Origin of the sequence: Edwardsiella piscicida, assembly GCF_021733145.1 — a bacterium.
GTDB classification, from domain to species: domain Bacteria; phylum Pseudomonadota; class Gammaproteobacteria; order Enterobacterales; family Enterobacteriaceae; genus Edwardsiella; species Edwardsiella piscicida.
Genome location: NZ_CP090968.1, coordinates 2,841,848 through 2,854,457 on the forward strand (window position 1 = coordinate 2,841,848; position 12,610 = coordinate 2,854,457).

The following is a 12,610-nucleotide window of genomic DNA, read 5'->3' on the forward strand; positions in this document are numbered from 1 at the left end:
ACATGAATATTCAGCGACCAACAGAGCAACTTAGGTAAACTTATGCAAAAAGCCATCTTAATCACCGGCTGTTCCAGCGGCATCGGACTGGCGGCGGCCAAGGATCTGCACCAGCGGGGCTACCGGGTGCTGGCCGCCTGCCGTAAAGCGGAGGACGTCGCGGCGATGGAGGCCATGGGGATGGAGGGCATCACGCTGGATCTCGACAGCGCCGAGAGCGTAGAGCAGGCCGCCCGTCAGGTGCTGGCGCTGACCGACGGGCGTCTGTACGCCCTGTTCAATAACGGCGGCTTCGGTCTCTATGGGCCCCTCAGCCAGATCAGCCGCGAGGAGCTGGAGCGCCAGTTTGCCACCAACCTGTTCGGCACCCATCAGCTGACTCAACTGCTGCTGCCGGCAATGCTGGCCCAGGGCGAGGGACGCATCATCCAGACCAGCTCCATCATGGGGGTGGTTGCCACCCCCGGGCGTGGCGCCTATGCCGCCAGCAAATATGCGCTGGAGGGCTGGTCGGATGCGCTGCGCATGGAGCTGCGCGGCAGCGGCGTACACGTCTCCCTGATCGAGCCCGGCCCCATTCGCTCGCGCTTTACCCACAACGTGCACCAGTGCGACAGCGCCAAGCCGGTGACTAACCCTGGCATCGCCGCCCGCTTCACCCTGACGCCGGAGGCGGTGCTGCCCAAGCTGCGCCACGCGCTGGAGAGTCCGCGTCCACGGCTGCGCTATCCCGTCACCGTTATCGCTCACGCGCTCAGCCTGCTGCGACGGATCCTGCCGGGCCGCGCGCTGGATCGCATCCTGAGTGGCCATTCGACGGCGCGCTAAGCTTGTAATTGCCGCCGCCGCCCCCATATCCGTTTTATCTAGCCGAAGGGATCGAGAGAAACCACCATGATCAACGCCACCGTAGTCAATATTACCGAAGCCAACCTACACCAGACGCTGGAGCAATCCATGTCGGTGCCGGTGCTGTTTTACTTTTGGTCTGCCCGTAGCCAACACTGCGAACAGCTCACGCCGGTGCTGGAAAAGCTGGCCGCCGAGTACGCCGGGCAGTTCATCCTGGCCAAGGTCGACTGCGACGCCGAACAGATGCTGGCATCCCAGTTCGGGCTGCGCGCCATTCCGACGGTCTATCTGTTTAAGGATGGTCAGCCGCTCGACGGTTTTCAGGGACCGCAGCCGGAAGAGCAGATCCGCGATCTGCTGGCCCGGGTTCTGCCCAAGCCAGAGGAGCTAAAGGCCGCCCAGGCGGCGGAGCTGATGGCCGACGGCAAGATGGCGGAGGCCCTGCCGCTGCTGAAAGAGGCCCATACCCTGGCGCCGACCCGCAGTGATATTACGCTGGCGCTGGCGGAAAACCTGATCGCCCTCAACCGCAGCGATGAGGCCAGCGCCCTGCTGGCGACCGTGCCGCTGCAGGATCAGGACACCCACTATCAGAGCCTGATCGCCCAGATCGAGCTAATGAAGCAGGCCGCCGACTCCCCGGAGATCCAGCAGCTGCAGCAGCAAGTCGCCGAACAGCCGCAGAACGTGGCGCTGGCCGTCCAGCTGGCCCTGCAGCTGCATCAGGTCGGGCGCAACGAGGAGGCGCTGACCCTGCTGATGGATCACCTGCGCCACGATCTGGCCGCCGGTGACGGCGCGGCCCGCAAGACGCTGATGGACATTCTGGCCGCGCTGGGCACCGGCGATGCGCTGGCCTCTAAGTTCCGCCGCCAGCTCTACTCCCTGATGTACTGATCGCCGCTCTCTGCGCCCCCCTCACTCCCTGCCCGCTGACGCCGGCGGGGATTTTTTTATGGCCGTCGCACCGACCGGTTCCCGGTAACATTTCTGCTATTCCGAACTGTTAGCACGGAATTCCGATTTTTCCACGTGCGATATCTCAAATTATTAATTAGTCGTATAAATAACCAATATTTTTCTTGCGCCAGGTCATATATTCTAAAAAACTATTACTGAATATTCGTATTCTTGTATTTTGTAACACTTCACACCTGGCATAAGGAAATGATCCATGAGTAGTCCAATCCCACCCAGCGCCCCGCCCGCGGAACAGCGCGTCGGCTTCGGTGCCTATGTCGCGCTGATCTTCGCAATGGTGTTCTTCTCCGGCCTGCTGGGCGGAAAAGAATGGTACGGCGTCTTCGACTTCACCACCCTCAACGGCGCATTTGGTAAGGTCGTAAGCGGCGTCAGCAGCGCCGGCGACGCGGTAAACGCCGCCACCAGCACTTTCCGCGGTAAGGGCGGCTCCGGTGCCATGGACGGGTTCCTGTTCGCCTTTGGCCTGATCCCGGCGGTGATGTTCGCTCTGGGGATGATTAACGTGCTGGAGCACTACGGCGCGCTCAACGCGGCCCGTAAGCTGCTGACGCCGCTGCTGCGCCCGCTGCTGGGGATCCCCGGCGCCGCCGGCCTGGCGATGATCGGCTCACTGCAGAGCACCGACGTCGGTGCCTCGCTGACCCGCAACCTCTCCGACGAAGGACAGATAGCCGAACACGAGCGTGACGTCTTCACCATGTTCCAGTTCTCCGCCGGTGCCATGATCACCAACTTCTTCTCCTCCGGCGCGGTGCTGTTCACCCTGATGACCCTCGACGGCACCCCGGCGGTACCGGCCTCCATCGGCCTGTGTGTGGCGGTGATGTTCGTGATGAAAATTTTCGGCGCCAACCTGATGCGCCTGTACCTGCGCCTGACGACACGTAACAGCGCAAAAACTGCAACCCATCCGGCACAGGGAGAAGCCTAATGTCTGCACCTATTTCTACCTCCGCGTCGAAGCCTATGATCACCGACGTCTTTGTCGCCGGCGCGCGCAAAGGCTGGAACATTGCCACCACCAGCACCCTGCCCAACGTCTTGATGGCCTTTGTGCTGATCAAGGCGCTGGAGATCACCGGCGCCCTGAAAGGAATGGCGCTGGTGTTTGGCCCGCTGATGGGGCTGTTTGGCCTGCCGGGCGAGGCCGCCGCCGTACTGATCGGCGGTTGGATGTCCATGGGCGGCGGCGTAGGCGTTGCCGTAGCGCTGTTCGACCAGGGTATCCTCACCGGGATCCATCTGGCGATCCTGGCGCCGGCCATCTACCTGATGGGCTCTCAGATCCAGTATGCCGGGCGTATCCTCGGCGTTATCGGCACCGCCGCCAAACGTATTCCGGTGATGATCGGTATCTCCGTCATCAACGCCTTCATCGCCATGCTGCTCATGCGCGTAATTCTGTAACTCAAGGAGAGATCGGATGATACAACTGGAACAGTATCTGGACGAACTGCGCAGCGTGGTCAACGTCGACTGCGGCACCCAGACCCGCGACGGGGTCGCCCGGGTTGCCGATATCTTTACCGGCCTGTACCGCGACGCCGGCTGGCACGCGGAGCAGGTCGATCTGGGCGACCAGGTCGGGCCGGGGGTCTTTGTCACCAACCAGCCGCAGGCCGATCGCTACGATGTGCTGCTGGTCGGCCATCTGGACACCGTCTTCCCGCCGGGTACCGCCGCCGAGCGTCCGCTGAGCGTGCGCGATGGCCGCGCCTACGGGCCGGGCGTCTCGGATATGAAGAGCGGCCTGCTCAATATTCTGTGGGCCCTGCGTGGCCTGGAGGCGCACGATCGTCAGCGCCTGCGCATCGCCGTCGCCATGAACCCGGATGAAGAGACCGGCTCCGTCCACTCCCACGCCTGGATTGGCGAACTGGCCAAGCGCAGCGGCTGCGTGCTGGTGTGCGAAGCGGCGCGTGCCGACGGCTCCCTAGTCAAGGCGCGGAAAGGCATGGCCCGCTATCGCCTCAGCTTCCAGGGCGTCGCCGCCCACGCCGGTAACGATCCGGAGAAAGGCCGCTCGGCGATCACCGCTCTAGCCCACGCCATCATCGCCGTCAACCAGCTGGGCGACAGCGACAAGGGCACCACCCTCAACGTCGGCGTGATCAGCGGCGGCGACGCGGCCAACATCGTGCCCGACCACGCACAGGCCGTGGTCGATCTGCGCTTCTGGTGCAACGATGAGTATCAGCGCGTCAATCAGGCGCTGCAGGCCCGCTGCCAGCAGCCGTTCCTGGACGGCGTCAGCTGCACGCTGCAGCAGGATGCCCACACCCCGGCCATGGCGCCGTCGGGCGACACCGAAGCGCTGATGGCCCGCGTCGAGCAGGCCGGACGCGAAGAGGGGATCGCCATCACCTGGCAGGCGGTGGGCGGCGGATCTGACGCCAACCACACCGCCGCGCTGGGGATCCCGTCGCTGGATGGCTTTGGCCCGATCGGCGCCGGCTTCCACAGCGCGGCCGAATACCTGGAGCTGGAGAGCATTGCCCCGCGCATTCGTCTGCTGCGCCGGGTGATCGCCGGTCTGTAATCCTCACATAGCGCCCTCCCCAAGGGGCCGCACGCTGCGGCCCCTTCTTTTTATCACCGCGAATGCCCCCGACAAACTTCACTGACAACCTGCGACGCTGGTTACAAACTAGACGCTGTTTCTGTGCCATAGTAGACATGGGTTCTGACCAAAAGGAGGGCTTATGTTCCCAGAGTATCGTGATCTGATCTCCCGTCTGAAAACCGAAGACATCCGATTTGCCACCCTGTTCCATGAGCATAACCAGCTGGACCATGAGATCAGAAGGGCTGAAAACAGACCCGGCGCGGCCTTTAACGAGCAAATTGCAGATATGAAGCGCGAAAAGCTACGGATCAAGGATGAGCTGTATCAGATCCTGCGCTCGGAAGAGGCGATCAGCTAACCGTTACACCCGGACATAAAAAAACCCGCCGGCGGCGGGTTTTTTACATCAGAAAAGCAGCGGATTAATGCTGGCCTTTCACTTCTTTCAGACCGTTGAACGGTGCAGCCGCGCCCAGCGCTTCTTCGATACGGATCAGCTGGTTGTACTTAGCAACGCGATCAGAACGGCTCATGGAACCGGTCTTGATCTGGCCAGCCGCAGTACCTACCGCCAGATCGGCGATGGTCGCGTCTTCGGTCTCGCCTGAACGGTGAGAGATCACGGCGGTGTAGCCAGCGTCTTTCGCCATCTTGATAGCGGCCAGGGTTTCGGTCAGAGAACCGATCTGGTTGAACTTGATCAGGATGGAGTTAGCGATGCCTTTCTCGATGCCTTCTTTCAGGATCTTGGTGTTGGTCACGAACAGGTCGTCGCCCACCAGCTGCAGCTTGTCGCCCATCACTTTGGTCTGATAAGCGAAGCCATCCCAGTCAGACTCGTCCAGACCGTCTTCGATAGAGACGATCGGATACTCTTTGGTCAGGCCTTCCAGGTAGTGGGTGAACTCGTTGGAGGTGAAGGATTTGCCTTCGCCTTTCAGTTCATACATACCGGTTTCTTTGTTGTAGAACTCAGAGGCGGCGCAGTCCATGGCCAGGGTAACGTCTTTACCCAGCACGTAACCGGCTTTCTCAACGGCTTCTTTGATAGCAGCCAGCGCAGCCGCGTTGGACTCCAGGTTCGGCGCGTAGCCGCCTTCGTCGCCCACGGCGGTGTTCATGCCTTTAGACTTCAGCACTTTAGCCAGGTTATGGAACACTTCAGAACCGATGCGTACCGCTTCTTTCAGGGTCTTAGCGCCAACCGGCTGGATCATGAACTCCTGGATGTCGACGTTGTTGTCGGCGTGCTCACCGCCGTTGATGATGTTCATCATCGGCAGCGGCATGGAGTATTTGCCCGGAGTACCGTTCAGCTCGGCGATGTGAGCATACAGCGGCAGGCCTTTAGCGGCAGCGGCTGCTTTAGCGTTAGCCAGGGAAACCGCCAGAATGGCGTTAGCACCGAACTTGGATTTGTTTTCAGTGCCGTCCAGCTCGATCATGATCTGGTCGATATTTGCCTGATCTTTGGCGTCTTTGCCGATGATGGCTTCAGCGATCGGGCCGTTAACGGCGGCAACCGCTTTCAGAACGCCTTTACCCAGGAAACGTGACTTGTCACCGTCGCGCAGCTCCAGCGCTTCGCGGGAGCCGGTAGAAGCACCTGACGGCGCAGCAGCCATACCGACGAAACCGCCTTCCAGATGAACTTCGGCTTCTACAGTCGGGTTACCGCGGGAGTCGATGATTTCGCGACCGATGACTTTAACGATTTTGGACATTAGGTTTTCCTCGATACAAGTTAAACTAAAACTCCAGACGACAGACGCGGAACCAAAGTCCCGCGCCTGCCCATAATCACTTATTTCACCTGACGTTTCTGGTATTCCGCCGCCGCTTTAACAAAGCCGGAGAACAGCGGGTGCCCATCACGCGGGGTGGAGGTGAACTCCGGATGGAACTGCGAGGCCACGAACCACGGGTGGTTAGGCAGCTCGATGATCTCCACCAGGCTATTGTCCGCTGAACGGCCGGAGACGCGCAGACCCGCGGCTTCGATCGGCTTCAGCAGCATGTTGTTCACTTCGTAGCGATGACGGTGACGCTCCACAATGCTCGGCGCACCGTACAGCTGGCGCGCCAGCGTACCGTCCACCAGATTGCACTGCTGACCGCCCAGGCGCATGGTGCCGCCCAGATCACTGTCTTCGCTGCGCATTTCAACGTTACCTTCTTCATCACGCCACTCGGTGATCAACGCCACGACCGGGTATTTGCAGTCCGGCATGAACTCCGTTGAGTTGGCGCCTTCCATGCCCACGACGTTGCGGGCAAACTCCATCAGGGCAACCTGCATACCCAGGCAGATGCCCAGATACGGGATATTGTTTTCACGCGCATAGCGTGCGGTGGCGATCTTCCCTTCAATGCCGCGATAGCCGAAGCCGCCCGGCACCAGGATAGCATCCAGATCTTTGAGGATCTCGGTGCCTTTCGTTTCGACATCCTGCGAGTCGATCAGCTTGATATTAACGCTGACGCGGTTTTTCAGTCCACCGTGCTTCAGCGCTTCGATCACCGACTTATAGGCGTCCGGCAGCTCGACGTACTTGCCGACCATACCGATGGTCACTTCACCGGCCGGGTTGGCCTCTTCAAAGATAACCTGTTCCCACTCGGACAGATCCGCCGCCTGACAGGCCAGATTGAAGCGTTTGCAGATAAACTCATCCAGCCCCTGCGACTTGAGCAGCCCCGGGATCTTGTAGATGGAATCCACGTCTTTCAGGGAGATAACCGCTTTCTCCGGCACGTTACAGAACAGCGCGATCTTCGCGCGTTCGTTGGCCGGAATAGCGCGATCGGAGCGGCAGATCAGCACGTCAGGCTGGATACCGATAGAGAGCAGCTCTTTCACGGAGTGCTGGGTCGGCTTGGTCTTCACCTCACCGGCGGCCGCCATATATGGTACCAGAGTCAAGTGCATGAACATGGTGTGTTCACGACCGACGTCGACCGCCAGCTGGCGAATCGCCTCCAGGAACGGCAGCGATTCGATATCACCGACGGTGCCACCGATCTCAACCAGAACCACGTCGTGGCCCTCGCCCCCTTCCAGGATGCGCTCTTTGATGGCGTTGGTGATATGCGGGATCACCTGAACGGTGGCGCCCAGATAGTCGCCGCGACGCTCTTTACGCAGCACATCGGAGTAGATGCGCCCGGTGGTAAAGTTATTGCGACGGGACATTTTGGTGCGAATGAAGCGCTCGTAGTGACCCAGGTCCAGATCGGTTTCCGCGCCGTCTTCGGTAACGAAAACTTCCCCGTGCTGGATCGGGCTCATGGTACCCGGATCGACGTTGATGTACGGATCGAGCTTCATCATGGATACATTGAGGCCACGGGCTTCAAGAATGGCCGCCAGGGAGGCTGCGGCAATGCCTTTACCCAGAGAGGATACGACCCCGCCGGTCACAAAAATATAATTCGTTGTCATGCTGAACCTGAGAGTTAGGTTTAAAGACGATGGAAGAACCAGGACGGGACAGTAGTATACCCGAAGGTTTTATTTGCCACAAACGATCTGATCCCGTCCGCGCCATTTTCTGCGCCCAAACACCGCCTGCAATAATCTTCTTTTACTTCTGAAACAAAAGGATACAGAGAAAAAACGCCAAAAAATCCCATTAATCTCTGTCGCAGCGCATCAAACAGCCAAAACAAAACGGAAAACCACCGCCGACGCGGCGCTCCACCCTACTGTTTTTCTTGCTGTTTTACCTGCTGCCACGCCGCCTCCATCTCCTCTAGCGAGGCGCTCTCCAGCGTCTGTCCACCGGCGCTTATCGCCTGCTCGACCGCGCGGAAACGGCGCTCAAACTTACGGTTGGCCTCCTGCAGCGTGGTTTCTGCACGGCAGCCGAGATGACGCGCCAGATTGACCGTGGCGAACAGCAGATCCCCCACCTCTTCACTCAGACGGGTCTGATCCACCACCGCCTGCTGCGCCTCATCCATCACTTCGTCTATTTCTTCGTAAACCTTGTCCAGCACCGGCCCCAGTGTGTCCCAGTCAAATCCCACCGAGGCGCAGCGCCGCTGGATCTTGTCGGCGCGCATCAGCGCCGGCAGCGCCTGCGGAATATCATCCAGCACAGAGTCCATCGCCTTTTGCGCCCGCTCCCGCTGCTTGCGCTGCTCCCAGCGCGCTACGGACGCCTGCGCCGTCCCGTCATACTCCGCGTCGAACACGTGAGGATGGCGGCGCTCCAGCTTGTCGCAGATGCTTTGACACACGTCGTCAAAGTCGAACAGCCCCTGCTCTTGCGCCATCTGCGCATGGAACACCACCTGAAACAACAGGTCGCCTAGCTCTTCTTGAAGTCCATTGAAATCGCTGCGCTGAATCGTGTCAAGCACTTCATAGGTTTCTTCCAGCGTATAGGGGGCGATTGTGGCAAAAGTTTGACGTAGATCCCAAGGACAGCCCCGCTGCGGATCACGCAGCGTGCGCATTATCGTCAACAGTCGTTGCATGGCTGGTGTGGTCATCGGTGTTATTCCCGCGGTAAAAAAAGAGGGGGACGCCTGCCGACCCTACCCGGGCCGGCGCGTCAGATCGTGGGGAGGCGGCCCCGGGCTTACTCCGCGCCGCCGCGTCCGCCGTTCAGACGACGCGCGTCCAGCACGTCCGGCAGCTGATTCAGCTTGGCCAGCACCCGGCCCAGCACCTGCAGGTTATAGATCTCTATCTCCATATCGATGGTCGCCATCTGCTGCTTGGTATCGCTGCGGCTGGCAACCCCCAGCACATTGACCTTTTCGTTGGCCAAGATGGTAGTGATGTCGCGCAGCAGCCCGCTGCGATCGTTGGCGGTCACCCGCACCACCAGCGAATAGCCGCTGGAGTAGCTCTCGCCCCATACCGCGTCGATAATCCGCTCCGGCGCGTGCCGGCGTAGCTCATCCAGTTGGTCGCAGTCGACGCGGTGAATGGAGATCCCGCGCCCCTGGGTAATGAAGCCGACGATCTCATCGCCGGGGATCGGCTGACAGCAGCGGGCGATGTGGTGCATCAGGTTACCGACCCCTTCGACCACCACCCGGCCGCTGCTCTTGTCGCTGCGGACGCTGGACTGCCCCTTCTGGGTCAGTTGCTTCAGCGCCTCGCGATCGGCCTCCTCCGCACTGGGCTTGTTGATCTTGCCCTGCAGGAAGTTGACCATCTGGTTCAGGCGGATATCGCCGCCGCCGATGGCGGCCAGCACCTCGTCCAGGGTATGCACGTTGTAGCGCGGCAGCAGCAGCTTTTCCGCCTCTTTCAGGCTGATCCCCAGACGGGCCAGCTCGTCATCCAGAATCTGACGCCCGGCCAGGATGTTCTTATCGCGATCGAGCTTACGGAACCAGTTGTGGATCTTGGCGCGCCCGCGGCTGGTGGTGACATACCCCAGGTTAGGGTTCAGCCAGTCGCGGCTTGGGTTAGGCTGCTTCTGGGTGATGATCTCCACCTGATCGCCCATCTGCAGCTGATAGGTAAAGGGAACGATCCGCCCGCCGATCTTGGCGCCGATGCAGCGGTGGCCGACGTCGCTGTGAATATGGTAGGCAAAGTCGAGGGGCGTGGAGCCGGCGGGCAGATCGACAACGTCGCCCTTGGGGGTAAAGACATACACCCGATCGTCCAGCACCTGGCTTCTCACCTCGTCGATCATCTCGCCGGTGTCGGCCATCTCCTCCTGCCAAGCCAGCAGCTTGCGCAGCCAGGCGATGCGGTTATCGTAGCCGGAGCGTCCGCCCGCCTGCGGCCCCTCTTTGTACTTCCAGTGCGCCGCCACGCCGAGCTCGGCGTCTTCGTGCATCTGACGGGTACGGATCTGGATCTCCAGCGTCTTGCCGTGCGGCCCGAGCACGACCGTATGGATCGACTGATAGCCGTTGGGCTTGGGGTTAGCGACGTAGTCATCGAACTCGCTGGGCAGATGACGGTAGTGCGTATGCACTATCCCCAGCGCCGCGTAGCAGTCCTGCAGACGCTCGACCACCACCCGCACCGCGCGCACGTCGAACAACTCGTCAAAGGCCAGGGATTTCTTCTGCATCTTGCGCCAGATGCTGTAAATATGCTTGGGGCGACCGTAGATATCCGCCTTGATCCCCTCCTCGGCCATCGCCCCGCGCAGGTCACGCACAAAGTCGTCGATAAACTGCTCGCGATCGATGCGCCGCTCATGCAGCAGCTTGGCGATGCGCTTGTACTCATCCGGATGCAGGTAGCGGAAGCAAAAGTCCTCTAGCTCCCACTTCAGCTGGCCGATCCCCAGGCGGTTGGCCAGCGGGGCATAGATGTTGAAGCTCTCCTTGGCCGCCAGCACGCGCTCCTCTTCCGGCGCATCCTTCACCTCGCGCAGGTGGGCGATACGCTCCGCCAGCTTGATCACCACGCAGCGGAAGTCCTCTACGATGGCCAGCAGCATCCGGCGGATATTGTCCACCTGCTCCGAGCCGACGGCGCCATCTTGGGTGGCCTTCAGCTGACGGATGGCGTCCATCTCCAGCACCCCGCGCACCAGCTCGGCGATGGCATGGCCAAAGTCCTCGCGCACCCGGGCGTCATCGATCACCCCGCCGTCTACCAGCGGGAACAGCAGCGCGGCGCGCATGCTGTCATTATCCATGCTCAGCGTGGAGAGGATCTCGACCATTTCAACGCCGCGCCACAGCAGCAGCGGCGCCGCGGCGTTACCGGCGGTCTTCTCCTGACAATAGCGCCAGGTGGCGGTGAGACGCTCACACGACTCAGAATTGGACAGGTTCAGGCTTGCCACCCACTGCTCGGGGACAAATTCACCAGCCGTATTCAAATGAGCACTTCTTACCGCGACCATGGTTCTCTCCCTCTCGACTACTGCCTATCAAATGCCTATTGCGCCGCCGATTCAAACAGCGCCATCGACTCCAAATGCCCCGTGTGGGGAAACATGTCCAGCATACATAAACGCGTCAACCGATAGCCGCCCTGCAGCAACGTCTTACTGTCCCGGGCCAGCGTGGTCGGGTTACAAGAGACATAGACTACCCGACGCGGCGCCAGGCAAACGATATGCTGCATCACCCCGGGGGCGCCGGCGCGCGCCGGATCGAGCAAAATCTTGTCAAATCCCTGAGCCGCCCAGGCCTGACGCGTCACGTCCTCCTCCAAATTCTGATGGAAGAATTCTACATTACTCAGCCCGTTGTTACGTGCATTATTCTGCGCCGTCGCCACCAGCTCGGGAACCCCTTCGACCCCCACCACCCGCTGGGCGCGGCGCGCCAACGGCAGGGTAAAGTTACCCATGCCGCAGAACAGATCCAGCACGCGCTCATCGGCCCTGACGTCCAGCCAGGCCAAGGCCTGCTCGACCATCTGCGCATTTACCGCGGCGTTCACCTGGATAAAGTCCTGCGGATTAAAATCCAGGCGGATCCCGTCAATCTGGTAATAGGGCGCCTCGCCGAGCAGGCGCTGCGGCGCGCCGCCGTCGCTCAGGTAAAGCGAGAGCCCGCGCTGGCGGGCAAAGGCGCTCAGGGCCTCCCGATCCGACAGCGCGAGCGGATCCAGATGGCGCAGCACCATCAGCGGCCCATTGTCGGCCAGCGCCAGCTCCAGGTGTCCCAGACGGCGACGCGCGCGCAGCGCCGACAGACACTCGCCCAGCGGCAGCAGCAGCGCCTCCAGCGCGGGCGCCAGCACCGGACAGGCCTTCAGGGCCACCAGATCGTTAGAGGCCGCCTGACGGAACCCCAGCACCACCCGCTGCGTCTTCGCGTTAAACTGTAGCCCAAAGCGAGCGCGCCGCCGGTAGCCATAGGGCTCTCCGGCGATGACCTGCGGCGCAATCTCCACCCCGGTCTCACGGGCCATCAGGCGCTGCAGCGCCTGCGACTTGCTCTGCTGCTGCAGGGCGATCGCCGCATGCTGCTGCTGACAGCCGCCGCAGACGCCGGCGTGGGGGCAGCGCGGCGCCACCCGCTGCGGGCTGTGGCTGATTAAACGCGTAACCCGCCCGCGGGCAAACTGGCGCTTCTCTTCGATCAGGATGACCTCGGCCTCTTCGCCGGGCAGCAGTCCGCTGATAAACAGCGTCTTGCCCTTATCGCGCGCCACCCCCTGGCCAAAGGCGTCCAGATCGGTTGCGGTCACAATCAGGTTTTTCCGGGTCGCGGTACGGCGCCCCGGTGTGTAAAATTGAGCCATGTCGATTGCTTATCTGTGCGGTG

11 protein-coding genes are annotated in these 12,610 nt (G+C 61.1%); 6 read left to right on the forward strand and 5 right to left on the reverse strand.

Annotation, left to right across the window (positions count from 1 at the left end):
• Positions 1-42: 42 nt before the first annotated feature.
• The 6 genes from L1P05_RS12955 to L1P05_RS12980 all read left to right on the forward strand — a co-directional run bounded on the left by L1P05_RS12955 (position 43) and on the right by L1P05_RS12980 (position 4,760).
• A complete protein-coding gene (locus L1P05_RS12955) occupies positions 43-828 on the forward strand; it encodes an SDR family oxidoreductase (protein WP_012849532.1) in 786 nt (261 codons plus the stop codon).
• A gap of 66 nt (positions 829-894) precedes the next feature.
• The gene (locus tag L1P05_RS12960) at positions 895-1,749 is read left to right on the forward strand and encodes a co-chaperone YbbN (protein WP_012849533.1); all 855 of its coding nucleotides are present in this window, start codon (positions 895-897) and stop codon (positions 1,747-1,749) included.
• Between the two features lie 277 nt (positions 1,750-2,026).
• Positions 2,027-2,767 carry a nucleoside recognition domain-containing protein gene (locus L1P05_RS12965; protein ID WP_012849534.1) on the forward strand — a complete coding sequence of 247 codons (741 nt, stop codon included), beginning with the start codon at positions 2,027-2,029 and terminating at the stop codon, positions 2,765-2,767.
• The gene (locus tag L1P05_RS12970; RefSeq protein WP_080514644.1) at positions 2,767-3,243 is read left to right on the forward strand and encodes a YjiG family protein; all 477 of its coding nucleotides are present in this window, start codon (positions 2,767-2,769) and stop codon (positions 3,241-3,243) included. The genes L1P05_RS12965 and L1P05_RS12970 overlap by 1 nt, the downstream gene beginning before the upstream one ends.
• A 16-nt stretch (positions 3,244-3,259) precedes the next feature.
• Positions 3,260-4,375, forward strand: coding sequence for a M20 family metallopeptidase (locus L1P05_RS12975; RefSeq protein ID WP_012849536.1), 1,116 nt, complete (start codon positions 3,260-3,262; stop codon positions 4,373-4,375).
• Between the two features lie 163 nt (positions 4,376-4,538).
• The gene (locus tag L1P05_RS12980; RefSeq protein WP_012849537.1) at positions 4,539-4,760 is read left to right on the forward strand and encodes an HP1242/YdcH family protein; all 222 of its coding nucleotides are present in this window, start codon (positions 4,539-4,541) and stop codon (positions 4,758-4,760) included.
• 64 nt (positions 4,761-4,824) lie between these two features.
• Here the strand turns inward: L1P05_RS12980 and eno are convergent, their stop codons facing one another.
• The 5 genes from eno to rlmD all read right to left on the reverse strand — a co-directional run bounded on the left by eno (position 4,825) and on the right by rlmD (position 12,587).
• Complete coding sequence (gene eno / locus L1P05_RS12985; protein ID WP_012849538.1) at positions 4,825-6,126, reverse strand: phosphopyruvate hydratase; 1,302 nt, start codon at positions 6,124-6,126, stop codon at positions 4,825-4,827.
• An 80-nt stretch (positions 6,127-6,206) separates the two neighbouring features.
• On the reverse strand, positions 6,207-7,844 hold the full coding sequence (pyrG, locus tag L1P05_RS12990) for a glutamine hydrolyzing CTP synthase (RefSeq protein ID WP_012849539.1): 1,638 nt from the start codon (positions 7,842-7,844) through the stop codon (positions 6,207-6,209).
• A gap of 260 nt (positions 7,845-8,104) precedes the next feature.
• Positions 8,105-8,899 (reverse strand): nucleoside triphosphate pyrophosphohydrolase, encoded by a 795-nt coding sequence (gene mazG, locus L1P05_RS12995; protein WP_034167978.1) that lies wholly within the window; start codon positions 8,897-8,899, stop codon positions 8,105-8,107.
• A gap of 89 nt (positions 8,900-8,988) precedes the next feature.
• Positions 8,989-11,235 carry a GTP diphosphokinase gene (gene relA / locus L1P05_RS13000; RefSeq protein ID WP_012849541.1) on the reverse strand — a complete coding sequence of 749 codons (2,247 nt, stop codon included), beginning with the start codon at positions 11,233-11,235 and terminating at the stop codon, positions 8,989-8,991.
• Positions 11,236-11,270: 35 nt separating this feature from the next.
• The gene (gene rlmD / locus L1P05_RS13005; RefSeq protein ID WP_034167977.1) at positions 11,271-12,587 is read right to left on the reverse strand and encodes a 23S rRNA (uracil(1939)-C(5))-methyltransferase RlmD; all 1,317 of its coding nucleotides are present in this window, start codon (positions 12,585-12,587) and stop codon (positions 11,271-11,273) included.
• Between the last annotated feature and the right edge of the window lie 23 nt (positions 12,588-12,610).

Coding starts and splice junctions, on each gene's coding strand:
- L1P05_RS12955 (WP_012849532.1), top strand. CDS start 43: ATGCAAAAAGCCATCTTAATCACCGGCTGTTCCAGCGGCATCGGACTG.
- L1P05_RS12960 (WP_012849533.1), top strand. CDS start 895: ATGATCAACGCCACCGTAGTCAATATTACCGAAGCCAACCTACACCAG.
- L1P05_RS12965 (WP_012849534.1), top strand. CDS start 2,027: ATGAGTAGTCCAATCCCACCCAGCGCCCCGCCCGCGGAACAGCGCGTC.
- L1P05_RS12970 (WP_080514644.1), top strand. CDS start 2,767: ATGTCTGCACCTATTTCTACCTCCGCGTCGAAGCCTATGATCACCGAC.
- L1P05_RS12975 (WP_012849536.1), top strand. CDS start 3,260: ATGATACAACTGGAACAGTATCTGGACGAACTGCGCAGCGTGGTCAAC.
- L1P05_RS12980 (WP_012849537.1), top strand. CDS start 4,539: ATGTTCCCAGAGTATCGTGATCTGATCTCCCGTCTGAAAACCGAAGAC.
- eno (WP_012849538.1), bottom strand. CDS start 6,126: ATGTCCAAAATCGTTAAAGTCATCGGTCGCGAAATCATCGACTCCCGC.
- pyrG (WP_012849539.1), bottom strand. CDS start 7,844: ATGACAACGAATTATATTTTTGTGACCGGCGGGGTCGTATCCTCTCTG.
- mazG (WP_034167978.1), bottom strand. CDS start 8,899: ATGACCACACCAGCCATGCAACGACTGTTGACGATAATGCGCACGCTG.
- relA (WP_012849541.1), bottom strand. CDS start 11,235: ATGGTCGCGGTAAGAAGTGCTCATTTGAATACGGCTGGTGAATTTGTC.
- rlmD (WP_034167977.1), bottom strand. CDS start 12,587: ATGGCTCAATTTTACACACCGGGGCGCCGTACCGCGACCCGGAAAAAC.